The following is a 24158-nucleotide window of genomic DNA, read 5'->3' as shown; positions in this document are numbered from 1 at the left end:
GCTCCTCATCGATGGGACCAACAGACCCACAGCGTACATCGCCCGCGGCCCCTAGCGGGATGAAACCTTGTAGCGGGCGAGGATCCCGCGCACCTGGTCCAGCGGTATGGCCTTGACGGTGTGGCCGTTGCCGGTGACCGTGGTGGCCATGAACAGGGAGTTGTAGATCGCTTCCTCGGTGGACTCGATGACCGCCTCGAACAGCGGCGACATGTCGTCGTTGGCGACTTCCCGGGAGCCGCGCAGCGCGTCGCGGCCGACCGACGCGGCGACCCCGGCCGGATCGACATGGCGACGCACCTGCAGTGCGGTCGAGAAGGCGATCACGTAGTCGCCCGAACCGTTGGATGCGCTGGAGCCGGTACGCCCCAGGCCCAGCATCGCGCGTGCCGCCAGGCGCTTCAGGTTGCGATCGGACAACGGCGCGTCGGTGGCGACCACGATCATGATGGAACCGTCGCCGCGCTCGCGCTGCACCGCGTCCTTGAACGCGTATTGCCCAAGCTCGCGGCCGACCGGCGCGCCCAGCACCTGCAGCACGCCGCCAAAGTTGGACTGCACCAGCACGCCGACAGTCCAGCCGCCGAGGCTCGCCGGCAGCACGCGCGACGAAGTGCCGATGCCGCCCTTCCAGCCGAACGCGACCGTCCCCGCGCCGGCGCCCACGCTGCCCTCGGCCACCGGTCCCGCCGTGGCCGTGGCCAGCGCGTGATGGACATCCGCCGGCGTGATCGGACGCTCGCGGATCGCATTCAGGATGCCGTCGTTGGTTTCGCCGACCACAGGATTGATCGAATGCACGCCCTGCATGCCGGGCATGGCCAGCAGCTCGGCCACCATGGCGTCCGCGGCGCGCCACACACACAGTGTGCAGGTCAGCAGGATCGGCGTCTCCAGCTCGCCGAGCTCCTGCACCTGGGTGACGCCGACCATCTTGCCGAAGGCGTTGCCGACGAACACCGCCGCCGGCACGCGGTCGAAAAACAGGTTGCCGCCATGCGGCAGAATGGCAGTCACGCCCGTGTACACATCGCCCTTGGCGACCGTCGTCTGCCCAACCAGTACACCGGCGACGTCGGTGATCGCGTTCAACTTGCCCGGCGTGAAGATGCCCGGCGCCACGCCGAGCGCGCGGGCGCGGACCCGCGCCTCCTGCGCATGCAGGCCGGGTGGAACGAGCAGCCCCGCGAGGCCGGCGAGCAGCAGCGTACAGGCAAGCGGTCGCATCACGCCGCCACCTGCCCGCCATCCACGACCGCTGCCTGCAGCCGCACCGCATAGCCCTCAGCCAGCCCACGCAGCGCCAGCGCGCCGTCGCCATGGAAGGCCGGGCCGTGCATCAAGCCCAGGACGACCGGCTTCAGCGCGGCCAGGCGGCGCATGGTCGGTGCCGTGGCCGGTGTCAACGCGCTGGCATGGTGCCGATCCTCCAGCAGCAGCGCCGGCGCCACGAGGTCGGCGGTGGTGATCGCCGGGCCATTGCCGGATTGCGTGAACAGGTCGCCGCACAGCAGCGTGCCCGTGGTCTCCTCATACAGCAGGCCGGCATCCCAGCAATGCGGCACGTGGGGCGTGGCGAGATAACGCACCCGCTTGCCGCCCAGGTCCAACACCTCGTCGTCGGCCAAGGCGCGTGGCGGGCGGAGTGCCAGGTCATTGGCCGCGATCATGCAGCCAATGGTGCCGACCGCGACGCCCGCCGTCGGCGCTGCGGCCAGCCAGTCGTTCATGGCACCCGATTCGTCCGCCTCGAAGTGGCCATACGACACCCAGCGCAGCCGCTCCACCGGCAGCACCCGGGACAGCGCCGCGCGTACCGAAGGAAACAAGTGGTGCTGCCCGCAATGGAACAGCAAGGGCTGCTCGGCAAGGATCAGATACTGGTTGAAGCGCAGGTCCGCCGGTGCGACATAGGTCGACAACTGGAAGATTCCCGCCGCAATCTCGGTGACGATCGTATCCATCGTGCCCCCGCTCCCAAGCAGCCGTCGCCGTGCCTTTGGCAGTCTACAACCGGCTACAGGCGGTCGGTTGGACATCGCCTCGGCGCCAGGCGAAGATGGCACTTGCATCCTCGCCTCATCGTCCGCACGTGATTCGTGCGAGGCGCCGATCCTGCGTCCATGGCCGCTTCCGCAAGCGCCTGCGCGATGCCCTTGCGCCGCGCGCCGTGGCCAACCCGCGACCACCGCCATGCGTCCGGCCGCGACCGGCCGAGGCATGGCTGCACCAAAGACTTCTGCAAGGAGTACGAAATGACCCAACGAATGAACTACACCCAGGCCGCTCCGGGCGGCTTCAAGGCGCTGCGCGACCTGCAGGCCTATGTGGAAAGCTCCGGGCTGGAGCACCCGCTGCTGGAGCTGGTGAAGATGCGCGCCTCGCAGATCAACGGCTGCGCCTACTGTCTGGACATGCACAGCAAGGATGCGCGCGCGGCCGGCGAGACCGAGCAACGCCTGTACGTGTTGGACGCCTGGCGCGAGGCGCCCTTCTACAGCCCGCGCGAACGCGCGGCTTTGGCCTGGACCGAGGCGGTGACCCGCGTCGCCGACAGCGACATTTCCGATGAGCTGTACGCCGAGGTCCGCCAGCAATTCAGCGAGAAGGAGTTGGCAGACCTGTCGTTTGCCATCATCGCCATCAACGGTTGGAACCGCCTGGCCATCCCGTTCCGTTCCGAACCCGGCCATTACCGGCCGCAAACAGCAACCAAGGCTGCCTGAGCCACGCATCCGCCGCCACCCGCTGGCCGGGTTGCGGCGCGATGTGGCTGGGCTGGCACCCCCTTGTCCGAGCGGAGCATGCCGATGAGCTTCCCGATGGCCCCACCCTGGCAGACCGGCACCTGGCTCAATACGCCACAACCGCTGCAGCTCGAACAACTGCGCGGCAAGGTGATCGTGCTGCACGCCTTCCAGATGCTGTGCCCGGGATGCGTCGCCTACGCGCTGCCACAAGCCAAGCGCGCCGCGCAGCTCTTCGCCGGCAACCCCCGACTGGCAGTGATCGGCCTGCACACGGTGTTCGAGCATCACGCGGTGGCCGGGCCGGAGGCGCTGCGCGCCTTCGTCCATGAATACCGGCTGGCGTTCCCGATCGGCATCGACTTGCCCGGCGAGGACGGTGACCCGCTGCCGCGCACCATGCGCGCCTACGCCATGCAAGGCACGCCGACCACGATCCTGATCGATGCCGCTGGCCGCCTGCGCCAGCAGGTGTTCGGCGCCTGCGATGACCTGTGGCTAGGCACCGAGATCGGCTCCCTCCTCGCCGAGGCCGTGCCCTCCCCCCGCTCCTAGGGAAGCTCTGAACAATTCGCTCTTGATCGTCATTCCCGCGAAAGCGGGAGGCGCTTTTCAACAGACGAATGTCTGGTCATCCAGTGTCTTTGATTTCAACGACTTAGCCTCACTGGATCCCCGCTTTCGCGGGGATGACGGCAATTATTCAGACCTTCCCTAGGGGTGGGCGGGGGTGAGACTAGGGTGTGGGTGGGAGGTATTTGGCGAACCAGGCCAGCGCGCGCTGCAGCACGTCGCGCTGGTGCGCCGGGTCGACGAAGTGGTGGCCCTCGTTGGGATAGACGACCAGTGAGGTGGGCACATCCTGCGCGCGCAAGGCGTGCCACATCTCGAAGGACTGTGGCGCCGGGCACTCGGCGTCGCGGTCGCCGACCACGATCAGCATGGGCGTCCTCACCTGCTTGATGAAGTTGATCGCCGAGCTCTTGGCGTACACCGCCGGATCGTCGTACACGGTGGCGCCGAAGAACGGCGGCATCCACTGGTCGATCAGGTTCTGGCCGTAGTAGCTCTGCCAGTTGGAGATGCCGGCGCCGGCGACCACGGCGCGGAAGCGCCGGGTCTGGGTCGGCGCGAACATGCTCATGAAACCGCCGTAGCTCCAGCCGGTGAGGCCCAGGCGGTTGTCGTCCACGGGATATTGCTTCTCCACCGCGTCGATGCCGGCCAGGGTGTCGCGCAGGTCGCCATAGCCGAAGTCGCGGCGGTTGGCCTGCACGAACTTCTCGCCCTGGCCGTAGCTGCCGCGCGGGTTGGGCATGAACACGAAGTAGCCCAGCGCGGACAGCGGCGGCCCACCGTAGCCGACGCCAGGCCAGCGCGGCTGCACGGCGCTGGCCGGTCCGCCGTGCACCACCACGACCATGGGGTAGGTCTTGCCCGGGTCGTAGTCGGCCGGATACAGCAGCCAGCCCTGCACGTGGAAGCCTTCGTTGTCCCATTCCACCGATTCAGCCTTGCCCCAGGCCGGGCGCAAGGCGGCGTTGATCGTGGTGACGGCCGCCGGCGGCTGGTTGCCGAGCTTGCCGGCATGGACTTCCGGTGCCTTGGCGAAGGAACTTTGCACGTAGGCGACATGGGTCGCGCCATGCGACAGCGACAGGCCCATGGCGGCGCTGCCATCGCCGATGCTGGCCGGCACGCTGAAGCGCAGGTGCCGCTGCGTGGCGGCGCTCGCGGCCACCGCGTAGTCGGCCACTTCGCTCTGGCCGTTGCGGATCTGGCCGACCAGCAGCGCGTCGGGCGCGGTCCAGGCCAGCCAGCGCGGCGTGACCAGGATGCCGGGGGTGAGATTCACCAGCTTGCCGCCGTCGGCGGGTACGGCGTAGATGTCGCCACCGGTGCTGCCCTGGTCGCTCATCAGCCCACCGATGAAAACGATGCGCGAGCCGTCCGGAGACCAACGCGGCAAGGCAATCTGCAAGCCACGCAGCGTATCGCTGGCGGCCTTGGCGGGGTCGACCAGGACGCTGGCTTGGGCATCGGCTTGGGCCGGCTGCACGTAGAGCTTCGCCACCCACCAGTTGTTGTCGCCCGGCGGCTGGGCGGCGGTGTAGGCGATGCGCGTGCCGTCGGGCGACCAGTTGAATTCATAGGCGTACATGCCCGCGGGGGTCAACTCCTGCAGCGTGCCGCTGGCGACCTCGACGCTCGCCACGCGTTGCACTTCCACGCCGCTCACGCCCACTTCGCCCGTCAAGGGCTTGGCCGCGGCCACCGCGCTGGCGTGGCGGGTGGCGCCGCGCACGAAGAGGAAGCCGATGGACTTGCCGTCGGCCGTCCATTGCAGGGCGCGCACATAACCGGGAAGCTCGGCCAGGCGCACCGGTGCCGTATCCGTGCCGGTGTCGGCCAGGTAGATCTCGTTGTGCATCGGCTGCGTGCTGGTCAGGTCGATGCGGCAGTTGGAGATGAAGGCCAGGTGGCGCGAATCCGGCGCCCAGGCAATGCCGGACTCGTTGCAGGTCCCCGGCTGGGCCGCCGCGGTCACGCTGCGCGTATGCGTGCCGTCGGCGGCGGCCACGGTGATCGCGCCCTTGCCTTCGCGCTGGATCACCCACGCCAGTTGCTTGCCGTCGGGCGAGATCGCCGCGGACTCGATCGATTGCGCCTTCGCCAGGTCGGCCAGCAACGAGGCGATGCGTGGGTCCGCGTCACCCGCGGCGGCCATGGCAGCCGTGCTCAGCATGCCGGCCAACGCCAGGAGTGCGAGGCGACGAAACGGGGATGGCGGCATGTACTGATCTCCATGGCGTGCGGATACCGTGGTCAGGATGGGATGGATGGCGGGGCCGGAATGGCGGGTGGCAGGCGGGAGATTGTCTCCCCATGCTTTTCGTCCGGGCCTCGCGCAGCGCCGCCGAGTGTAACAGTGCCGACCCGGCCCACCGTCGCCCCGAGGCAAGGCGGAGAGCGCCATCCGCGGCTCCGTCGGTGCCAGCCGTGCCGGAACGCGGCGTCGCTGCTGGCGGTCGCCACGAGTCCCTTTTTTCCCCGTGACCGGGTACGGTAGACATCTGCCTAGATTCCCGGGTCGCACCATGCGCGCAGCCATCCGCCGCCTGTTCGACATCCGCCGCGGGGAAGTGGTGCCAGTGCTGCTGGCCATGGCGTTTTTCTTTTGCATCCTCACCGCGCTGATGGTGCTGCGGCCGGCGCGCGATGCGCTGGGCATGCAGCGCGGGATCGAGGCCGTGCGCTGGCTGTTCGTCGGCACGGCGCTGGTGACCCTGCTTGCCAACCCGGTGTTCGGCTGGCTGGTCAGCCGTTACCGGCGCCTGCGCTTCATCACCGTGACCTACCTGTTCTTCGCGTTGAGCCTGCTCGGCTTCTACCTGCTGCTCGTCGCGGCGCCGGCAGCGGTCGGCACGGCCAGCGGGCAGGTGTTCTACGTCTGGTTCAGCGTCAGCAACCTGTTTGTCACGATGGTGTTCTGGGCGCTGCTGGCGGACCGCTTCACGCTGGAGCAGGCGCGGCGCTGCTTTGCGCTGATCGCCGTGGGCGGCACGCTGGGCGCGATCTTCGGCCCCTGGCTGGCCGCGACGCTGGCGCGGCCGCTGGGCACGCCGGCGCTGTTGCTGGTCGCGATCGGCTGCCTGCTGCTCGGCGTGGCCTTTGCCTGGGCCCTGGCGCTCTGGCCGCGGCGTGGCGCCGATGCCGCTGCCGTCGCATATCTGGATGGCCATATCCACGACGAAGGCCGCGCCATCATCGGCGGCAGCGCCTGGCAGGGCTTCAAGGCGGTGTTCCGCTCGCGCTACCTGGCAGGTATCGCCGGCTACCTGGTCATCATGACCATCATGAGCACCTTCCTGTATTTCACGCGCCTGCAACTGGTGGCCGGGCTCGGCGAGGACATCGACCTGCGCGCCAGCATCTTCGGGCGCATCGACCTGATCACCCAGCTCGCGACCCTGCTGGTGCAGGTGCTAATTGCCGGGCGCTTGATGAAGCGCCTGGGCGTGCACATCGTGCTGGCGCTGTTGCCACTCACCGCCATGCTCGGCTTCATTGGCCTGGCCATGGTCGGCTCGCTGGCCGCGTTGATCGCATTCGAAGCGGCGTTCCGCGCCGTGCAGCGCGCCCTGGCGCGGCCGGCGCGGGAGACGCTGTATACCGTGGTCAGCCGCGAGGACAAGTACAAGTCCAAGGCCTTCATCGACACTTTCGTCTATCGCGGCGGCGACGTGCTTGGCGCCCAGGTCGAAGGCGGCCTGGGCCGACTCGGCCTCGGCCTGGGTGCGCTGGCCAGCGTGGCCGTGCCCTTGGCCGTGGCCTGGGCTGCCCTCGGCATCTGGCTGGGCCGCCGCCAACTGCGCCTGGCTGCTGCCGCCGAGATTGAAGGCAGCAGACCCGTGGCCTTCCCGGCCCCCTACCTGAGGAGTACGCCATGATCACCCGTCGTGAGTACCTGAAACTCTCCTTGGCCGCCGGCGCCGCCCTGGCGCTCGGCCCGCGGTGGTCCTGGGCCGACGACCAGCCCGCGAAGCTGATCACCCGCGCCATCCCCGGTACCGGCGAGCGCCTGCCGGTCGTGGGGCTCGGCAGCTCAGCCACCTTTGCCCAGGTCGCGAGCCGCGACGACGTGGCCACGGTGCGCGAGGTGTTGCAGGCGCTGTACCAGGATGGCGGAAGGGTGTTCGACACCGCGCCCAGCTACGGCGCATCCGAGGAAGTTGCCGGCAAACTGGCGCGGGAACTCGGCTTGAACCGCAAGCTGTTCTGGGCCACCAAGCTCAACGTGGCCGGCCGCGGCGGCGGCAAGGCGGATCCGGCGGCCGCGCGCGCGCAATTGGCGACTTCGTTCGCGCGCATCGGCAAGAGCCCGATCGACCTGGTGCAGGTACACAACCTGGGCGACCCGCCCACGCAACTGGCCTTGCTCAGGGAGGCCAAGGCCGCCGGCCGCGTGCGCTACGTCGGCATCACCAACACCTCGCCATCGTTGCATCCTGAATTGGAGCGGGTGATGCGTGCCGAGAAGCTGGACTTCATCGGCATCGACTATGCGCTCGACAACCGCCTGGTGGAGCAGCGCATCCTGCCGCTGGCCAAGGACCAGGGTATCGGCGTGCTGGCCTACGCGCCGTTTGGCCGCACGCGGCTGTGGGGCACGGTGCGCAGCAAGCCGCTGCCGGAATGGGCTGCGGAGTTCGATGCACGCAGCTGGGCGCAGTTCTTCCTGAAGTTCGTGCTCGCGCACCCGGTGGTGACGGTCACCACGCCGGCGACCAGCAAGGCCAGCCACATGCTCGACAACCTGGGCGGCGCCATGGGCCGGCTGCCTGACGCAGCCATGCGCCAGCGCATGATCGCCTACGTGGCGTCGCTCTAGGGAAGGTCTGAATAATTGCCGTCATCCCCGCGAGGCGCTCTTCAACAGCCGAAGGCTGGTCAAGCGGGGATCCAGTGAGATTAAGCTGTTGAGATCAAAGACACTGGATTCCCGCTTTCGCGCACTACTGTCCGGAACGTTTTCGGAACCGCCTTTGCTTCATCTACGGTATCGTGCCAGGACGCCGAAACCCTACCTGGCGTCATTCCCGCGCAAGCGGGAGGCGCTTTTCAACAGACGAATGTCTGGTCATCCAGTGCTTTGGCCTTCGCAGACACCTAAAAGCACTGGATCCCCGCTTGCGCGGGGATGACGATGGAGGTTCGAGGGTCTGGGTAAGACAACGGGGTGACCACCTTTTTTTGAGTCCAGGTTGCGCGTGACAGCCGTCCAGCCTTGCGTCGTCACGTCTTCGGTGTCGCGGCACGAATTTATTCCGGACAGCAGTGCGCTTTCGCGGGAATGACGATCAAGAGCGAATTGTTCAGAGCTCCCCTAGCCGCGGCTAAGGGATACCGGTGCCGGCGCCGCGCATCCACAGGCAGCCGGCGCGCTCGAGCACGTCAAAACGCAAGGCCCGTACCCCGTCCGGGTCGTCGCGCGCGCCCGTGTCGACGGTCAACGTCGTCGGGATGGATTCCCGCCCCGGCGCTGAACTCGATGGCGGCGCAGGCAGATCGCCACCGCCCTCCCCGGCCGGTTCCGTGCTCACGCCGAGCAAGGGGCGGCGCATGACGTCCTGCAGGGCGCGGATGTCGGCAACCGCGGCATGTGCCCCGTAGCCGCCCCACAACATCACCGCCGCCAGGCGATTGGCGTCGCGCCTGGCAAATGCCTCGATCACCACGCGCTTGAGCTGGCTGGCGTTGGCCGCGCACAGCGTCACGGGCGCGGGTGGACCCGCGGCCGGTGGCGCCGCCGGACTGGGTGTCACCAGTGTGGCGTCGAGCGTCGCACAGGGCTGGTCGGTGAAAACCGGGTTGCCCTGGTCGCCGACGCAGCGGTGGATCACGGTCTGCGCCGCCGCCGGGGCCATGCCAGTCCAGACGAACAGGAACACCAAGGCAAGCAGGGGACGCATCGCGCCAGCATACGGGATCGCGCACGGATCGCCGCAGGCCCCGGCGCGTCGACGCGCGTCGGCCGCGCTCCTAGGCCAGCCGGCGCAACACCGCGCGCGGTGCGTTCGCGCGATTCAGGGTGTAGATGTGCAGCCCCGGCGCACCGCCATCCAGCAGGCGCCGGCAGAGTTGCGCCACCACGTCGGCGCCCAGCGCGCGCACCGCCTTGGCGTCGTCGCCCAGCGCCTGCATGCGCTTGGCGAGCCAGCGCGGGATCTCCGCCCCGCACAGGTCGGAAAAGCGCTGCAGCTCGCTGTAGCTGGAAATCGGCATGATGCCGGGCACGATCGGCACGTGCACGCCGAGCCTCGCCACGTCGTCGACAAAACGGAAATAGGCGTCCGGGTTGAAGAAATACTGGGTGATCGCGCCATCGGCGCCAGCATCGATCTTGGCCTTGAAATGCTCCAGGTCGCGCCGGGCGTTTTCCGCCTGCGGATGGATCTCCGGATAGGCCGCCACCTGGATGTCGAAATGATCGCCGCTGCGCTTGCGGATGAACTCGACCAGTTCCGCCGCGTGGCGGAAATCGCCAGGGGACGCCATGCCGGACGGCAGGTCGCCGCGCAGCGCCACCAGGCGGCGGTAGCCGGCGGCCTGGTAGCCGTCCAGCAGCGCGCCCAGCTCGGCGCGGGTACCGCCGGTGCACGACACGTGCGGCGCGACGGCCAAGCCGTGGGCGCAGCGCAGGCGTTCGGCCGTGTCCCGGGTATAGCTCAGCGTCGAGCCGCCGGCGCCAAAAGTCACCGAGGCGTACTCGGGCAAGTTCGCCTTCAGGGCCTGTGCAGCGCGATCAAGCTGGGCGCGCTGCTCGTCGGTCTTGGGCGGAAAGAATTCAAAACTGATCGTCGGCATCGGTGGCTTCCTGGTGCTGCGCGGCCAAGTGTATCTCTATGTCGCGATGAAGCGATAGCTGGTACCCGACGGGTGCCGACCGATGCCGCGCCGGCCATCCCCAACCCGCCGCCAGGCGTTGCGTCGGCTCGCCGCGCAGCGCGCCAGCCGCCTATACTGGAACCGTTTCCCCAGGTCTGGATCGACACGGCGTGCAGCACCCACTGCCATCTTGCATCCATCGTCGTTGCTTGCGCCTAGGAACGGGCCAGTGGGATTGACGCTCACCCCCGACATGATCCTGGTGCTGGGCCTGCTGGTCTTCACCATGCTGATGCTGGTCCTGGAATGGATCCGCGCGGACATGGTGGCGCTGCTGGTGGTGGTCACCATTGGCCTGACCGGGCTGCTGCCGCCTGAGCAAATCTTCCAGGGCTTCGCCGGCAACGCCGTGATCACGATTCTCGCGGTGATGATCATGGGCACCGGCCTGGACCGGGCCGGTGTGTTGAACAGCGCGACCAGCTTCGTCATGCGCCTGGCCGGCGGCGTGGAATCCCGGCTGGGGCTGGTGGTGAACTCGCTGGCGTCCGCCTTCAGCGCGATCATTCCCAGCCAGGCGCTGGCCGCGTTGATGATCCCGGTCACCAGCCGCCTGTCGGCGCGCACGGGCGTGCCGCTCTCGCGCCTGCTGCTGCCCATGGCGTATTGCATCCTCACCGGCACGAACACCACGCTGATTGCCAACTCCCCGCTGATCCTGCTCAACGACCTGATCGCCAGCGCCAACCGCAACCTGCCGCCGGGCGCCCACACGATCCAGAAATTCAGCATGTTCAGCGTGACCCCGCTTGGCCTGGCCTGGGCAGTGACCGGCATCGCGTTCTTTTATTTCTTCTCGCGCAAGCTGCTGCTGCCGCGCGACGACGAGCGCCATGCGGTCACGCCCCGGCGCACCGAGAGTTATTTTGCCGAGACCTACGGCATCGTCGGCAACATGGCCGAGCTTACGGTCACCGCGGAAAGTCCCCTGGTCGGCATGAGCGTGTCCGAGGTCGAGCAACTCTACGAGGCGCCGCTGATCCTGGCGATCAAGAGCGGCAACGACGCGCGCATGGCGCCGCCGACCGACCACGTGATCTGGGTGGGCTCGGTGCTCGGGGTGCTTGGCCCGCGCGAACAGCTCAACCGCTTCGCCAACAACCAACTATGCCGGCTCTCGACCCGCATGCGCCAGTTGGGCGAGCTGTTCAACCCGACCCGTGCGGGCATTTCCGAAGCGGTGCTGCCGCCGAGCTCGCGCTTCGTCAAGCAGGTGCTGGGGGATCTCCACCTGCGCAAGCGCTTCGGCATCTCGGTGCTGGCGGTGAACCGCGGCGACCAGGTGTTCCGCGAGGACCTGCGCAGCATCAGCCTGCGCGCCGGCGACACCCTGGTGCTGCACAGCACCTGGCGCGACCTCACCCTGGTCCAGGAGGACAAGGACCTGATCGTGGTTACCGACATCCCCAAGGAGGAACAACGCCCGGGCAAGCTGTGGCTGGCGTTGGGCTTCTTCCTGGGAGCCATGGCGCTGGCCCTGTTCACCGAACTCGACCTGTCGGTGGCCATGATGACCGGCGCCATCGGCATGCTGCTCTCCGGCGTGCTGAACATGGACGAGGCCTACAAGGGCATCAACTGGATGACCATCTTCGTCACCGCCTGCCTGCTGCCGCTGGGCTGGTCGATGGATTCGACCGGCACGGCCAGCTGGCTCGCCCAGGAAATGCTGGTCTTTTCCCACGGTGCGCCGCAATGGTCGCTGCAGCTCGCGATCGCGGTGCTGACCCTGGTCTCCTCGCAGATCATGTCCAACGTCGGCGCCACGGTGATGATGGTGCCGATCGCCATCAGCATCGCGGTGGCCACGGGCGGCAATCCGGCCGGCTACGCGCTGCTGGTGGCGGTGTCCTCGTCCAACGGCTTCCTGCTCAGCGCCGGCCATCCGGCACTGATGATGGTAGCCGGCCCGGGCGGCTACAAGAGCCGCGACTTCCTGCGCGTGGGCCTGCCGCTGACCGGCGTCATCCTGCTGGTCACCATGATCAGCATCAACCTGATGTTCCGCTGAGGCTCAGGCGCCCTCGCCGAGATAGACCGCGTCGCCCTCGATGCGCAACGGGATCTCGCGCAGGCGCTCGCCGCAGCACGGGCCGCCAATGCACACGCCGCTGGCCTGCCGGAAGGTGGCGCCGTGCACGGCGCAGGTGAGGGTGTCGTTGCGCAGCAGGAATTTGCCCGGCGCGTAATCGAGGCGGCGCCCGGCATGCGGGCACACATTGAGGTAGGCATGGACTTCGCCGTCGCGACGCAGCACGATGACGCTGTCGGCGCCGTCATGCAGCACGGCATCGACCGCCGTGGCGCCACTTTCGGGTATATCACTCAAATGACACAGTGGTTTAACCCGCACCAAGGTATCCATCAGCCCTTGCCTCATCCGCCACATGACCCCATGGTCATGTCGTAGGTCCTTCAACTTTAACATGCGGGTCCTTGCCCTATGCTGCTGGTGTCCCCTTCGAACAAGTCGCAACACCCGCTGCTGCGCGTGGCGTCGATGCTGGTTGGCCTGGCGCTGCTGGGCCTGCTGCTGCTGTTCGGCCTCGTGGCCGCTGGCATCCTCCTGGTGGGCGGCGGCGTACTGCTGGGCTGGCGCCAGTGGCGGAAGCTTCGCGACAAACCGGCGGCAGCGCGGGCCGGAGCGTCCAGCCCGCCGATCCTGGAAGGCGAGTTTGTCGTGCTGTCCAGTGAGCGGCGCAGCACGCGCTGAACCCTCTCTGGGCTGCGGAGAACACTGGCCTGTCGCATGGACGCGGGACTGCGGCGATAATACGCAGTCCCCCTGCGATGCTCCCCTATGTCCGTTCCTTCCGCGCCGGCCGTCGCTGCGGCACCGCGCCGCCTGCTCGATCCCGGCACCCTGGTTCCGCTGTCGCTGGCCGCGCTGTACCTGATCTGGGGTTCGACCTACCTCGCCATCCGCTACGCGCTGGAAAGCTATCCCCCGTTCACCCTGGCCGGGCTGCGCTTCCTGTCAGCCGGCATCGTGCTGTACGGCTTCCTGCGCCTGCGCGGTCTCCCGGTGCCGTCCGCCGGCCAGTGGCGAAACGCCGCGTTCAGCAGCGTGTTGTTGCTCGGCCTGGGCAATGGCCTGATCTGCCTCGCCGAACAGGATGTGGGATCGGGCGTATCCGCGGTGGCCGTGGCCAGCATGCCGCTGTTTGCCGCACTGTTCGAAGGCATGTATGGCGCCTGGCCAAGCCGCCGCGAGACGCTGGGGCTGGTGACCGGCTTTGCCGGGGTCATCGTGCTGAACCTGGGCAGCGGTTTGTCGGGTTCGCGCCTCGGCGCCCTGGCCTTGCTGACGGCCGCGGCAGCCTGGGCGCTCGGCTCGGCCTGGAGCCGGCGTCGCGACATGCCGGCCGGACCGATGAATACCGCCGCGCAAATGCTCTGCGGCGGCCTCGTGCTGCTGCTGTTCGGGCTGCTGCACGGTGAGCAGTTGCCGGTGCATCCGACGCTGCGGGCCACCCTGGCCATTGCCTATCTCGCCGTCTTCGGTTCGATCGTGGCGTTCAGCGCCTACCTGTATGTGCTGGAGCGCGCCCGTCCTGCACTGGCCACGAGCTATGCCTACGTCAATCCGCTGGTCGCCGTGCTGCTCGGCGTGCTCGTGGCCGGCGAGCAGGTCGGCCCGCTGGACCTGGCCGGCATGGCGGTGATCGTGTCGGGAGTGGCCGTGATCACCCTGGGCAAGCGCCGGCGTGCGCACTGACCGAAGGAAGGTCTGAATAATTGCCGTCATCCCCGCGAAAGCGTTGCGACGCAAGGCTGGATGACTGTCACGTGCAACCTGGACTCAAAAAACGGGGACTTGCCCCTTCGTGGCTTACCCCTCTCCTTTGCCCCGACGTTCCCATCCGCCGTCATCCCCGCGAGGCGCTCTTCAACAGCCGAAGGCTGGTCAAGCGGGGATCCAGTGCTTCTGGTGACCCGCAAGAACCAGAGCACTGGATTTCCGCTTTCGCGGAAATGACGTCAGGCGGTGTTTCGGCGCCCTGTGCGATACCGTAGATGAGGCAAAAGCTGTTCTGGAAACGTTCCGGACAGCAGTGCGCGAAAGCGGGGATGACGATCAAGAGCGAATTGTTCAGGGCTGACCTAAGGAGCTTGCGCCGGCCGTCGCCGCCGACGACCATGGCGCCATGGGGCAACAGGCAAGCATGAGCGAACCGCAGGAGCGCTGGCTGGCGCGCTTCGCCTTGCGCTGTGCCGCCTGGTCGGAGCGCTGGTTTCCTGAAGCCTGGGTGTTTGCCGCGCTCGGCGTGCTGGTGGTGGTCGCGGCGGATCTGGCGTTTGGCGCCACGCCTGCGGCCACGGTGGAGGCCTTCGGCGACGGGTTCTGGAGCCTGATCCCGTTCACCATGCAAATGGCCTTCGTGGTGATCGGCGGCTACGTGCTGGCGACTGCACCGGTGGTGGCCAGGTTCATCGACGTGCTGGCGCGAGCGCCGCGCAGCGGCCGCGGCGCGGTGGTGTACATCGCCCTGGTCAGCATGCTGGCATCGCTGCTGAGCTGGGGCTTTTCCCTGGTCTTCGGCGGCCTGCTCGTCCGTGCGCTGGCCAGACGCCGCGAACTTTCCATGGATTACCGCGCCGCGGGCGCCGCCGCCTACCTCGGGCTGGGCGCCATCTGGGCCATGGGCCTGTCCTCGTCGGCGGCACAATTGCAGGCCAACCCGGCCAGCATGCCGCCGGGCCTGCTCGCCATCACCGGCGTGTTGCCCTTCAGCCAGACGATCCTCCTGTGGCAGTCGATCGCGCTGACCGGCGTGCTGATCGCGGTGTCCCTGCTGATCTGCTGGGCGACGGCGCCATCGCAGGCCAACGCGCGTACCGCCGGGCAATTCGACCTTGACGAGGCGCCGGCGGCCAGCTTGCCGCCACGCACGCGGCCCGGCGAATGGCTGGAATACTCCCCGCTGCTGTCCATGGCCATCGGTGCGCTCGGCCTGGGCTGGCTGGGCCACGAATTCGCCAGCAAGCCCGCGGTCGTCGCCATCGCCAACCTCAACACCTACAACTTCCTCTTCCTGACCCTCGGTATCCTGCTGCACTGGCGGCCGCGCAGCTTCCTCGATGCGGTGTCGCGCGCGGTGCCCAGCACCACCGGGGTGCTGATCCAGTTCCCGCTCTACGGCAGCATTGCCGCGCTGCTCACCCAGACCCCGGGCCGCGACGGCCAGACCCTGGCCCACCACCTGTCCAGCGTGTTCGTGCACGTGGCCAACACCGAGAGCTTCCCGGTGGTCATGGGCGCCTACTCGGCCGTGCTCGGCTTCTTCGTGCCCTCGGGCGGCGGCAAATGGCTGGTCGAGGCGCCCTACGTGATGCAGGCCGCGAACGACCTGCACGTGCACCTGGGCTGGGCCGTGCAGGTCTACAACGCGGCCGAGGCCATCCCCAACCTGATCAACCCATTCTGGATGCTGCCGCTGCTTGGCGTGCTGGGGCTGCGCGCGCGCGACGTGGTCGGCTACACCTTCGTGCAGTTCCTGGTGCACCTGCCCCTGGTACTCGCCCTGCTGTGGCTGTTTGGCCTGACCCTGGACTACCTGCCGCCAGTGCAACCCTGATCCGCGCGCGGAGTAGTCTCGGCATACCTATTCCGCAAGGAGCAGACGTGATGCCGAATCCAACGCACAAAATGCTGTTGCTGTTGCTGTTGTCCGCCATGCTGCTGCCCGCCATGGCTGTTGCCGCCACCATGCACGATCCGGCCACGCTGCAACAGGCGGTCGATGGGTCGTGGCGCTCAGCCGCCAACACTGCCCGCGACCCGTATCGCCATCCGCTGCAGACGCTCGAGTTTTTCGGGCTCAAGTCGGACATGACCGTGGTCGAACTCGACCCCGCAGGCGGCTGGTACAGCGAAATCCTCGCACCGTTCCTGGCCGCGCACGGCCACCTGGTCGAAGCCGGCTCCCCCGCTTTCGCCAACAAGAAGACGACCAACCCCGAGGTCTTCGGCAAGATCAGCGTGGTGCCGTTTGCCCCGCCGCTGCAGACCAAGTTGGGGGCGCCGGGTTCGGCCGACATGGTGCTCACATTCCGCAATACGCACGACTGGCTGAACCACAGCCCGGAGACCCTGGCCGGTGTATTCAATGCCGCATTTGCGGTGCTGAAGCATGGCGGCACGTTTGGCGTGGTCGAGCATCGCGCCAAGCCGTTTGCCGACGCCGTCGAGAGCGCCAGGCAATTGCACCGCATACCCGAGGACTACCTGATCGAGCTCGGCTTGAAGAGCGGCTTCCGGCTTGACGGAGTATCCGAGATCAACGCCAATCCAAAGGATCCCGAGGACATCAACGTGCATCGCCTGCCGCCGAATCTCGCCGGCCCCGACAGCGAACACGCCAAGCTGAAAGCCGTCGGCGAGTCCGACCGCATGACGCTGCGCTTCGTCAAGCCGTAACCGTGACTGCTGGTGACCGGGGAATCCCGGCGGCCGGCGGCGTCTTCGTTCTCTAAGAAACGTCTGAACAACACGTTTTTGATCGTCATTCCCGCGAAAGCGGGAATCCAGTGTCATTGGACTTCGACAGCTTGACGTCACTGGATCTCCGCTTGACCAGCCATTCGGCTGTTGAAAGGCGTCTCGCGGGGATGACAGCGATTGTTCAGACGTTCCCTAGCCAATCCGCTTGGACGTACCGTCGCGCAGCGTGCGGTCAAACAAGGCGATCGTCCGGCGCCAGGCCTCGTTGGCGGCGGCTTCGTCGTAGCGCGGCGTGGTGTCGTTGTTGAAGCCGTGCATCGTGCCGGGCGGCTGGAACAGCGTGTAGCGCACGCCGGCCTGCTTGAGCGCGGCCTCGTAGGGCGGCCAGGTGGCATTGACGCGCTCATCGTCCGCGGCCAGCACCACCAGCAGTTCCGCCTTGATCGCCGGTACGTCCGCAAGCGGCGGCGAGCTGCCGTAGAACGGCGCGGCGGCGGCCAGGGTCGGCCGGTGCGTGGCGAGGAAGTTGGTGATGCCGCCGCCGTAGCAAAAGCCAACCACGCCCATGCGGCCGTTGCCGCCCTCCATCCTGCCCAGCGCATCGGCTGCGGCGAGGAAATCCTGGTGCGTCTTGTCCTGGTCCAGCTTGGCGAACAGCGCGCGCGCCGCATCCTCGTCGCCCGGGTAGCCGCCAAGCGGGAACAAGGCATCCGGGGCAAAGGCCATGAAGCCCTCCAGCGCCAGGCGTCGCGCAATGTCCTCGATGTGCGGATTCAGGCCGCGGTTCTCGTGCGCCACCAGCACCAGCGGCAGCGCACCGCTAGGCTTCGCCGGCTTGGCCAGGTAACCGCTGCCGGTACCGTAGCCCTGCGGTGAGGCGAACTTGACGAGCTTCGTCGCCAGGCGCGGATCGTCCGGCTTCACCTGCTGCGCCTCGGCAAAGCGAGGGCTGAGCGCAGCCAGCAGGCTGGTTGCGGTTACCGCCCCCACCGCGAAGCGTGCCGCGCCCACCAGGAAGGCGCGCCGGTCGATCACGCCATGCACGTATTTGTCGAAGAGCTGCAGCACTTCCGGATCGAAGTCGCTGGCCTTGGCACGTGGTTGCTTGGACATGGGCTTCTCCGCAGCGGGCTGCCAGGATGGCCCAAGCATATCGGGCCTGGGCAGTGAATGGGCCAGGGAACGGGTCGCAACTGCAGGAGCCCACTCGGGTTCACTGTCGCGCCTTGTCCAATCGAAGTGTCGTTGGGAAGTGGTTTCCATGTATGCCGGCGTCATTGCCCCCCTTGCTTGCTGGCGTGGCTCATGTCGTTTCCCACAATGCGCGTATCGGCACGGCAAACAGGCCGTCGCCGCCGCCTTCACTTCCACGCCGACCAAAAGCCAAGGTTGGTGTTCGGCTGATTGCAAACTTCGGTACGGCCAATTGCAAACTTCACGCCCGGCTGAATGAAAGGCGCCACGGATCAGACAGGAACTGCCGCGATTCCTTTCTCCGTTCGGCCCGACGCCTGCGGGTCCAGCTGGCCGGTGACGACTGCAGGAACCCGGGTCAGGTTCACTCCCGCGCCACGTCCAAGTGAACCTGCCATCGCTTTGCATACCACGCAACGTCACTCCCGATCAGGCACCAATGCCAGTCGATAGCCGAGCGCCTTCGCCACCTTCATCGTGTTGGCGAGACTGGGGTTGCCTTCACCGGAAAGTGCCTTGTACAGACCGGCACGCGTCATGCCGGCAGCCTCGGCCAGCTGGCTCATGTTGCGGGCGCGCGCCACGGTACCAAGGGCCTTCAGCATGAACACGAGATCGTTGGGTGCTTCCTCCGCGCAAGCTTCGAGATAAGCGGCGATGTCCGCCTCGGTCTTGAGATAGTCGGCACTGTCGTAACGGGAAAAGGTCTCTCGCACGCCTTTCATGATCCACGCTCCCATTCGGCTGCAACGCGTCTGGCTGTGATGATGTCGGTACGCTGGCTGCGCTTGTCGCCACCAGCCAGCACCACAACGAGCACCGCGCCGCGTTGCATGAAGTACACCCGGTAACCGGGTCCGTAGTCGATCCGCAGCTCGCTGACTCCGCCGCCTACCCGGATTCAGTGCTCGCCGGGTTCCTGCTTGTTGGCCAACTGCTGCATCACGCGATCAAAGTCGCTTTCAAACAGGCGATCCTGCACGATCCGGTATTTCTCGAACTCGCTTTGCGCATGCAGCCTGGCGGTCTCGGCGGAAATCTTGCCGGCATCCTGCAGGATGTCGCGTTCAGTGAATGCGAGGAAGCCGCCGCAACGCCGCCAGAGACAGCGCGTGCGCGGCGTTGTAGGCAAGGTCGAAGCGACTTTCGAGCGACAGCGTCTTGTTTCTGGCGTCCTTCAGCCGTGCCAGACCGGAACGCCTGAGACCTCGAGCTCGGAAGCATCCGGCGGTTCGGCCTTCAGCGGCTTGCCCGGGCCGGTCAGGTTATCCAGCGCCGAGGTCATCTTCGCCTCCCACCACCCACAGCTTGGGTTGTTCCAGCACACGGGTCACGAACGCATTGCGCTGCTTGATCCGCTTGACCAAGTCCGCGCGCGAGTACAACGTCGGATTGACTTCGCGGCCCAGTTGTTCAATCGCAGGATGCAAGGCGCCGAGCAAGCTCGCGTACGTAAGCGAGTCGGAGAGAACCATCAAATCGATGTCGCTGCTGGCGGTATCGCTGTGTTTGGCTACCGAACCGTAGACGAAGGCCGCGGCGATCTCGTCTGCCAGCGGTGCCAGCGCTTCGCGCAAGGGCTCGGCCATGCCCACAGTCTTGCGGATGATGCTGACCAATTCGGCATGGATCGGCGCCACGGCGTTGGCCTGGTAATGCTTCTGGTTGCCCACGGCGCGCACCGTCACCAGGCCGCTTTCGAGCAGTTTCGCGATCTCGCGCTGGGCGGCACCGGAACCGGCGCCGGTCACAGCAATGATGTCGCTGACGGTGAAGCTGCGCTGCGGCTGGCCGAACACCAGACCCAGCACGCGTTGCTGCCCAGCCGTGAACAGCGCGTCGGCCAAGCTGCGTGTGGCTTCGCCGGGCACGACGTAGGGCGCGGTTGCATCACCCACGCGTGACTGGTGAACAGTCGATTTCCTGCCCGTGCCCATATTGGGGATAGTAATGCCCTTTTTGGGCATAGACAATGACCGGACCGGAAGCTCCCGTCGGCGGGCGAACATCAACACGTTCTATGGAGGCCGGCCTCACTCATCAAAATAGTCGCTGTCGATCTTCGGCAGCCTGATGTGTTGCGACGAGACGCCCACTTCGTGATCCATCATCAATTGCGCCAGCCTCGCACCATCGACCAGCACGATCCTCTCGACCGAGCCGGCGAACAGAACGGCTTGCGCCGTAAAGCTCGAAGTGGTGATGAACACGCCCTTGTTGGCGCGTTGCCCGGCAAGCGCGCCGTAGAATCCCTGGATTTCGGGACGGCCCACCGTGCCCTGCCAACGCTTGGCTTGCACGTAAACCTTTTCCAGCCCCAGACGGTCGAGGGAGATGACGCCGTCGACACCACCGTCGCCGCTGCCGCCCACTTGCTGCAGATCGCTGCGACTCGTGCCGTAACCCAGCTTGTGCAAGACATCGAGCACAATGGTTTCGAAATATTTCGGCGACGCCTGCAGCAGCCGCTCCAGCAACTCGCAGACCACCGACGCACGAATCTCATCGAGCGCTGTCTGCAAACGGTCATCGGGGGTCTGGACCTCATCCTCGACCGGGTGCGGCGGCGAGTCAGTGTGGCCGGATACCAGGGAAGCCAACGGTACGTTGATGTGGCTGCTGGCCAATTTATCGATGGTGTCGTCATTCAGCGCGGACGGATGTTCGGCGGCAAACGCCACGCCCTCAGGGGTGGCTTTCCAAACGCCATGTTTAGGACTGGATGAGAATCCGGACCGCTTGAGGCGGTCGTGCGCCCAGCCAGCCCGATTCTTGTACACCGCCTGGCCTGTGGAGAGCGTTTGGGCGCGATCGTCTTCGGACAAGCCAAGCTGTGCCGCCGCCGCATCGTGCGCATCTTTCGCGAACACGCCATCGGGATGTCCAACCAAAAACCGCAACACAGGCTCAGTGAACTTGTCATATGTCGGTACAGCCATCGTTGCTTCCCCTGCAAAATGTCACCCAGTAATAGCCTGACCCCCTGGCGCTTCCATACATCGGCGTGCTCACACCTCGACGCAATCAAACCGCCGATTCGCCTCCACGTCGGCGTCGTAGTCGACATCGTCGCGGTCGAAGCCGAACAGCTTCAGGAACTCGTGCTTGTAGCCGTCGTAGTCGGTCACCTGGCGCAGGTTTTCCGTGGTGACGGTGGGCCACACGGTCTTGCACGGCCCCTGCACGTCCTCGCGCAGCTCCCAGTCGTCCAGGCGCAGGCGGCCCTCGTCGTCGGTGGCCGGCGTGGCGCCGTCCGCGCGGTACAGGCGGTCGCGGAACAGGCGGTTGGCCTGCTCGATCGGCCCTTCGTGGATGCCCTTTTCCTTCATGACCTTGAAGGCGATGGAGACATAGAGCGGGATGACCGGGATGGCGGCGCTGGCCTGGGTCACCACCGACTTCATCACGCTGACATAGGCGTCCAGTCCCTGGTCCGCGTAGCGGCTGCGCAACTCCTGCGCCGTCTGGTCGAGATGCTGCTTGGCGTGTCCCAGCGTGCCGTGCCAGTACATCGGCCAGGTGATCTCGGTACCGATGTAGCTGTACGCCACGGTCCTGGCGTGCCTGGCGAGCACGCCGGCGCTGCTCAGCGCATCGATCCACAGCGCCCAATCCTCGCCGCCCATCACGGTGATGGTGTCCGCGATCTCCTGCTCGGTCGCCGGTTCCACGCTGGCCTCGATCACCGTGTCCTTGTTGGTATCCACCGAGGTGGCGGTGAATCTCTTGCCGACGGTCTTCAGTGCCGAGCGCACCACTTCGCCGGTATCGGGCAGCTTGCGCACCGGCGAGGCCAGCGAATAGACCACCAGGTCGATCGGACCGCCCATTTCGCTCTTGATGATGTCGATGGCGCGCGCGCGGGTCGCATGCGCAAACGCGTCGCCGTTGATCGACCTGGCAAACAGGCCGGCCGCCTTGGCCGCCTTGTCGAAGGCCGCCGCGTTGTACCAGCCGGCGGTGCCGGTTTTCTCGTGGGTGCTGGGTTTTTCGAAGAACACGCCGAGCGTGGCCGCGCCATAGCCGAACGCGGCGGTGATGCGCGAGGCCAGGCCGTAGCCGGTGGAGGCACCGATGACCAGCACGCGCTTGGGGCCTTTGCCCTTGGCGTGGCCGGCGGCCCGCGTCACCGCGATCTGCTCCTGCACGTTGCGCTCGCAACCGACGGGATGGGCGGTGATGCAGATGAATCCGCGCACTCGGGGCTTGATGATCACTTGCACTCTCCTGCTGGCCTACGGCAATGCGCCATCTTAACCAAGCGCCGCCATTCTGCAGCGGTCGCGGCCGACCACGCCTGTCCCGGCGCGTGGTTGGCGCCGCACCCGCGCCGCCTTGACGCATGCCGCATCGGCGTGCGCGTAGGATGCAGGCAACAGGCCGCCCGGCCTGTTCCGGAACGGAGGCAAGCCGTCCATGAGTACGGTCCTGGTCACCGGTGGCTCGGGCTTTATTGGCAGCCGCACGATCCTGCAACTGCTGGCCACGGGCCACGTCGTGCGCACCAGCGTGCGCCACCCAGATCGCGCCGAACACGTGCGCGAGCTCCTGCGCCAGGACGGCGCCGAACCTGGCGAGCGGTTGTCGTTCGCCGTCGCCGATCTCGAGCAGGATACCGGCTGGGCGCAAGCCGTCACCGGTTGTGACTACGTGCTGCACCTGGCCTCGCCCTTCCCGGCCACACTGCCCAAACATGAGGACGACTTGATCGTACCGGCACGCGAGGGCGCCTTGCGCGTCCTGCGCGCCGCGCGCGACGCCGGGGTGCGGCGCGTGGTGCTGACCTCATCCTTCGCCGCGATCGGCTACGGTCATCCACCACGCTCCACGCCCTTCGACGAACGCGACTGGACCCGGGTGGAGGCGCCCGGAGTGCAGCCTTATGCGAAGTCAAAGACCCTGGCCGAGCGCGCCGCCTGGGATTTCATAGCCCACGAAGGCGGTGCCCTCGAGCTGGCCGTGGTGAACCCGACGATGGTGTTCGGCCCGGTGCTCGGCGCGGACTATTCAAGCTCGATCACGCTGATCCGGCGCCTGCTGGACGGCTCCCTGCCGGGCTGCCCGCGCATCCGGTTCGGCGCCGTCGACGTGCGCGACGTCGCCGACCTGCACCTGCGCGCCATGACCGACCCCGCGGCAAATGGCGAGCGCTTCCTCGCCGTCGCCGGCGATTTCATGACGCTCGCGGACATGGCGCGCGTGTTGAAAGACCGCCTTGGCGCCGCCGCACGGCGCGCACCCACGCGGCAACTGCCGGACTGGCTGGTGCGCCTGGCGGCACTCTGGGATGCCAATGTCCGGCAAATCCTGCCGGAACTCGGCCAGGCGCGGAACGCCACCGCCGCCAAGGCGCAGCGCCTGCTGGGCTGGCAACCCCGCCCAGCGCAAGAGGCGATCGTCGCCACCGCCGAAAGCCTGATCCGCCTGGGCCTGCTGAAATCCTGAGGGCGCACCACGCTCCTGTTTCGGCATGCGCCCGCGCCTGAAAGAGCGTTTCGTGCGCATCCGGCGCGCGAAACGCTCCTGATCCAATACCGGCGCAAGCCGGAACGAGAGCACCATTGGCTGCAGGCGGAGCAGCGGGCGCGTAGCATGGAGCCGTCCAGGCAGTGGGATGCATCGACATGCGCGTGCTCAAGTCATTGATCGTGCTGATCGTGCTGGTGGTGATCGGCGTCGGGATCTGGATCTGGTCGGGGACCTACAACATCGGGGCCGATTCGCCGCATTGGGCAGTCACTTCCAAGCTCATCAACGTGCTGCGCGAGCGCTCCATCGACAAGCGCGCAGCACAAGTCACGGCGCCAAGCCTGGATGACCCGGCGCTGGTCAAGCTGGGTGCCGGGCACTACCGGGAGATGTGCACCGGCTGCCATTTGGCGCCCGGCATGGGTGAGTCCGAACTGCGCGACAGCCTGTACCCGGAGCCGCCCAACCTGACCCATGGCGCGCCGCCACCGGCTGAAGCCTTCTGGATCATCAAGCACGGCATCAAGCTCACCGCGATGCCGGCCTGGGGCAAGACCCACGACGACCATACGATCTGGGCCATGGTGGCGTTCCTGCAAAAACAGCCGCGCATGGGCGTGGACGAATACCGCGAGCTCACCGCGGATGCCGCGGACGTGGAGGGCCACGACGACACGGCAACGCCCGCGCACGCCGGCACGACGGGTGCCATGCCCGGCATGCCGATGGCCGCGCCTGACGCGTCGCCGCCAGCGCCAGCGCCCGCCATCTCCGCACGCTGAGGGCGCCATTCCGCACGCCGCATGCGGCCTGGCACGCGCAACCAGGGGATTTCAGCCGGCATTTACGGCAGA

General features: G+C 67.0%; 23 protein-coding genes and 1 pseudogene. 11 read left to right on the top strand and 13 right to left on the bottom strand.

All coding sequences use genetic code 11. The annotated features are described in order from the left end of the window. Positions 1-51 precede the first annotated feature (51 nt). Together AC3WJB_RS08735 and AC3WJB_RS08730 are read right to left on the bottom strand one after the other, a co-directional pair. A complete protein-coding gene (locus tag AC3WJB_RS08735; RefSeq protein ID WP_492683142.1) occupies positions 52-1227 on the bottom strand; it encodes a DmpA family aminopeptidase in 1176 nt (391 codons plus the stop codon). Then, positions 1227-1964, bottom strand: a complete 738-nt coding sequence (locus AC3WJB_RS08730) for an oxygen-binding di-iron domain-containing protein (RefSeq protein WP_492680660.1) — start codon at positions 1962-1964, stop codon at positions 1227-1229. The genes AC3WJB_RS08735 and AC3WJB_RS08730 overlap by 1 nt, the downstream gene beginning before the upstream one ends. A gap of 291 nt (positions 1965-2255) precedes the next feature. On the opposite strand from AC3WJB_RS08730, the gene AC3WJB_RS08725 reads away from it, so the two are divergent. Together AC3WJB_RS08725 and AC3WJB_RS08720 are read left to right on the top strand one after the other, a co-directional pair. Continuing rightward, positions 2256-2726 (top strand): carboxymuconolactone decarboxylase family protein, encoded by a 471-nt coding sequence (locus AC3WJB_RS08725; RefSeq protein ID WP_492680658.1) that lies wholly within the window; start codon positions 2256-2258, stop codon positions 2724-2726. Between the two features lie 84 nt (positions 2727-2810). Next, positions 2811-3302: a peroxiredoxin family protein gene (locus AC3WJB_RS08720; RefSeq protein ID WP_492680656.1), complete on the top strand. Its 492-nt coding sequence runs from the start codon at positions 2811-2813 to the stop codon at positions 3300-3302. 181 nt (positions 3303-3483) lie between these two features. Here AC3WJB_RS08720 and AC3WJB_RS08715 read toward each other — a convergent pair whose 3' ends face one another. Further along, on the bottom strand, positions 3484-5541 hold the full coding sequence (locus tag AC3WJB_RS08715; protein WP_492680654.1) for a S9 family peptidase: 2058 nt from the start codon (positions 5539-5541) through the stop codon (positions 3484-3486). Positions 5542-5845: 304 nt separating this feature from the next. Between AC3WJB_RS08715 and AC3WJB_RS08710 the strand changes: the two genes are divergently transcribed. Continuing rightward, a complete protein-coding gene (locus AC3WJB_RS08710; protein WP_492680652.1) occupies positions 5846-7198 on the top strand; it encodes an NTP/NDP exchange transporter in 1353 nt (450 codons plus the stop codon). Next, complete coding sequence (locus tag AC3WJB_RS08705; RefSeq protein WP_492680650.1) at positions 7195-8139, top strand: aldo/keto reductase; 945 nt, start codon at positions 7195-7197, stop codon at positions 8137-8139. Before AC3WJB_RS08710 ends, AC3WJB_RS08705 begins: the two co-directional genes overlap by 4 nt. A gap of 505 nt (positions 8140-8644) precedes the next feature. On the opposite strand, the gene AC3WJB_RS08700 is transcribed toward AC3WJB_RS08705, so the two are convergent. Beyond that, complete coding sequence (locus tag AC3WJB_RS08700) at positions 8645-9220, bottom strand: DUF4124 domain-containing protein (protein WP_492680648.1); 576 nt, start codon at positions 9218-9220, stop codon at positions 8645-8647. 70 nt (positions 9221-9290) lie between these two features. Beyond that, positions 9291-10115, bottom strand: a complete 825-nt coding sequence (metF, locus tag AC3WJB_RS08695; protein ID WP_492680646.1) for a methylenetetrahydrofolate reductase [NAD(P)H] — start codon at positions 10113-10115, stop codon at positions 9291-9293. A gap of 274 nt (positions 10116-10389) precedes the next feature. On the opposite strand from metF, the gene AC3WJB_RS08690 reads away from it, so the two are divergent. Then, positions 10390-12207 (top strand): SLC13 family permease, encoded by a 1818-nt coding sequence (locus tag AC3WJB_RS08690; protein ID WP_492683140.1) that lies wholly within the window; start codon positions 10390-10392, stop codon positions 12205-12207. Between the two features lie 3 nt (positions 12208-12210). Here the strand turns inward: AC3WJB_RS08690 and AC3WJB_RS08685 are convergent, their stop codons facing one another. Beyond that, the gene (locus AC3WJB_RS08685) at positions 12211-12561 is read right to left on the bottom strand and encodes a Rieske (2Fe-2S) protein (RefSeq protein WP_492680644.1); all 351 of its coding nucleotides are present in this window, start codon (positions 12559-12561) and stop codon (positions 12211-12213) included. Between the two features lie 78 nt (positions 12562-12639). Between AC3WJB_RS08685 and AC3WJB_RS08680 the strand changes: the two genes are divergently transcribed. The 4 genes from AC3WJB_RS08680 to AC3WJB_RS08665 all read left to right on the top strand — a co-directional run bounded on the left by AC3WJB_RS08680 (position 12640) and on the right by AC3WJB_RS08665 (position 16617). After that, a complete protein-coding gene (locus AC3WJB_RS08680; protein WP_492680642.1) occupies positions 12640-12909 on the top strand; it encodes a hypothetical protein in 270 nt (89 codons plus the stop codon). 87 nt (positions 12910-12996) lie between these two features. Then, positions 12997-13914: a drug/metabolite exporter YedA gene (yedA, locus tag AC3WJB_RS08675; RefSeq protein WP_492680640.1), complete on the top strand. Its 918-nt coding sequence runs from the start codon at positions 12997-12999 to the stop codon at positions 13912-13914. 448 nt (positions 13915-14362) lie between these two features. Next, a complete protein-coding gene (locus tag AC3WJB_RS08670; RefSeq protein ID WP_492680638.1) occupies positions 14363-15775 on the top strand; it encodes a short-chain fatty acid transporter in 1413 nt (470 codons plus the stop codon). Between the two features lie 50 nt (positions 15776-15825). After that, positions 15826-16617, top strand: a complete 792-nt coding sequence (locus AC3WJB_RS08665; RefSeq protein ID WP_492680636.1) for a class I SAM-dependent methyltransferase — start codon at positions 15826-15828, stop codon at positions 16615-16617. A gap of 216 nt (positions 16618-16833) precedes the next feature. Here AC3WJB_RS08665 and AC3WJB_RS08660 read toward each other — a convergent pair whose 3' ends face one another. The 7 genes and pseudogenes from AC3WJB_RS08660 to fabV all read right to left on the bottom strand — a co-directional run bounded on the left by AC3WJB_RS08660 (position 16834) and on the right by fabV (position 22052). Beyond that, complete coding sequence (locus AC3WJB_RS08660) at positions 16834-17754, bottom strand: dienelactone hydrolase family protein (protein ID WP_492680634.1); 921 nt, start codon at positions 17752-17754, stop codon at positions 16834-16836. Positions 17755-18254: 500 nt separating this feature from the next. Further along, positions 18255-18560 (bottom strand): addiction module antidote protein, encoded by a 306-nt coding sequence (locus tag AC3WJB_RS08655; protein WP_492680632.1) that lies wholly within the window; start codon positions 18558-18560, stop codon positions 18255-18257. Beyond that, positions 18557-18721: pseudogene (locus tag AC3WJB_RS08650) on the bottom strand (type II toxin-antitoxin system RelE/ParE family toxin); the annotation flags it as partial. The gene AC3WJB_RS08655 and the pseudogene AC3WJB_RS08650, both read right to left, overlap by 4 nt. A gap of 15 nt (positions 18722-18736) precedes the next feature. Continuing rightward, positions 18737-18967: a hypothetical protein gene (locus AC3WJB_RS08645; RefSeq protein WP_492680630.1), complete on the bottom strand. Its 231-nt coding sequence runs from the start codon at positions 18965-18967 to the stop codon at positions 18737-18739. 133 nt (positions 18968-19100) lie between these two features. Continuing rightward, entirely contained in the window at positions 19101-19733 is a 633-nt protein-coding gene (locus tag AC3WJB_RS08640; protein ID WP_492680628.1) for a nucleotidyltransferase domain-containing protein, read from the bottom strand. Positions 19734-19868: 135 nt separating this feature from the next. After that, entirely contained in the window at positions 19869-20774 is a 906-nt protein-coding gene (locus AC3WJB_RS08635; RefSeq protein WP_492680626.1) for a restriction endonuclease, read from the bottom strand. 69 nt (positions 20775-20843) lie between these two features. Then, positions 20844-22052: an enoyl-ACP reductase FabV gene (fabV, locus tag AC3WJB_RS08630; RefSeq protein ID WP_492680624.1), complete on the bottom strand. Its 1209-nt coding sequence runs from the start codon at positions 22050-22052 to the stop codon at positions 20844-20846. Positions 22053-22251: 199 nt separating this feature from the next. On the opposite strand from fabV, the gene AC3WJB_RS08625 reads away from it, so the two are divergent. Continuing rightward, complete coding sequence (locus AC3WJB_RS08625; RefSeq protein WP_492680622.1) at positions 22252-23280, top strand: SDR family oxidoreductase; 1029 nt, start codon at positions 22252-22254, stop codon at positions 23278-23280. A gap of 179 nt (positions 23281-23459) precedes the next feature. Next, complete coding sequence (locus tag AC3WJB_RS08620; protein WP_492680620.1) at positions 23460-24086, top strand: c-type cytochrome; 627 nt, start codon at positions 23460-23462, stop codon at positions 24084-24086. Positions 24087-24158 lie beyond the last annotated feature (72 nt).

It is taken from the genome of Rhodanobacter sp. FW510-R10, assembly GCF_058781105.1.
This window is presented reverse-complemented; position numbering and strand designations above follow the sequence as displayed.

Excerpts from the sequence above, each read along its gene's own strand:
- AC3WJB_RS08735 (WP_492683142.1), bottom strand. The coding sequence starts at position 1,227 with ATGCGACCGCTTGCCTGTACGCTGCTGCTCGCCGGCCTCGCGGGGCTG.
- AC3WJB_RS08730 (WP_492680660.1), bottom strand. The coding sequence starts at position 1,964 with ATGGATACGATCGTCACCGAGATTGCGGCGGGAATCTTCCAGTTGTCG.
- AC3WJB_RS08725 (WP_492680658.1), top strand. The coding sequence starts at position 2,256 with ATGACCCAACGAATGAACTACACCCAGGCCGCTCCGGGCGGCTTCAAG.
- AC3WJB_RS08720 (WP_492680656.1), top strand. The coding sequence starts at position 2,811 with ATGAGCTTCCCGATGGCCCCACCCTGGCAGACCGGCACCTGGCTCAAT.
- AC3WJB_RS08715 (WP_492680654.1), bottom strand. The coding sequence starts at position 5,541 with ATGCCGCCATCCCCGTTTCGTCGCCTCGCACTCCTGGCGTTGGCCGGC.
- AC3WJB_RS08710 (WP_492680652.1), top strand. The coding sequence starts at position 5,846 with ATGCGCGCAGCCATCCGCCGCCTGTTCGACATCCGCCGCGGGGAAGTG.
- AC3WJB_RS08705 (WP_492680650.1), top strand. The coding sequence starts at position 7,195 with ATGATCACCCGTCGTGAGTACCTGAAACTCTCCTTGGCCGCCGGCGCC.
- AC3WJB_RS08700 (WP_492680648.1), bottom strand. The coding sequence starts at position 9,220 with ATGCGTCCCCTGCTTGCCTTGGTGTTCCTGTTCGTCTGGACTGGCATG.
- metF (WP_492680646.1), bottom strand. The coding sequence starts at position 10,115 with ATGCCGACGATCAGTTTTGAATTCTTTCCGCCCAAGACCGACGAGCAG.
- AC3WJB_RS08690 (WP_492683140.1), top strand. The coding sequence starts at position 10,390 with ATGATCCTGGTGCTGGGCCTGCTGGTCTTCACCATGCTGATGCTGGTC.
- AC3WJB_RS08685 (WP_492680644.1), bottom strand. The coding sequence starts at position 12,561 with ATGGATACCTTGGTGCGGGTTAAACCACTGTGTCATTTGAGTGATATA.
- AC3WJB_RS08680 (WP_492680642.1), top strand. The coding sequence starts at position 12,640 with ATGCTGCTGGTGTCCCCTTCGAACAAGTCGCAACACCCGCTGCTGCGC.
- yedA (WP_492680640.1), top strand. The coding sequence starts at position 12,997 with ATGTCCGTTCCTTCCGCGCCGGCCGTCGCTGCGGCACCGCGCCGCCTG.
- AC3WJB_RS08670 (WP_492680638.1), top strand. The coding sequence starts at position 14,363 with ATGAGCGAACCGCAGGAGCGCTGGCTGGCGCGCTTCGCCTTGCGCTGT.
- AC3WJB_RS08665 (WP_492680636.1), top strand. The coding sequence starts at position 15,826 with ATGCCGAATCCAACGCACAAAATGCTGTTGCTGTTGCTGTTGTCCGCC.
- AC3WJB_RS08660 (WP_492680634.1), bottom strand. The coding sequence starts at position 17,754 with ATGTCCAAGCAACCACGTGCCAAGGCCAGCGACTTCGATCCGGAAGTG.
- AC3WJB_RS08655 (WP_492680632.1), bottom strand. The coding sequence starts at position 18,560 with ATGAAAGGCGTGCGAGAGACCTTTTCCCGTTACGACAGTGCCGACTAT.
- AC3WJB_RS08635 (WP_492680626.1), bottom strand. The coding sequence starts at position 20,774 with ATGGCTGTACCGACATATGACAAGTTCACTGAGCCTGTGTTGCGGTTT.
- AC3WJB_RS08625 (WP_492680622.1), top strand. The coding sequence starts at position 22,252 with ATGAGTACGGTCCTGGTCACCGGTGGCTCGGGCTTTATTGGCAGCCGC.
- AC3WJB_RS08620 (WP_492680620.1), top strand. The coding sequence starts at position 23,460 with ATGCGCGTGCTCAAGTCATTGATCGTGCTGATCGTGCTGGTGGTGATC.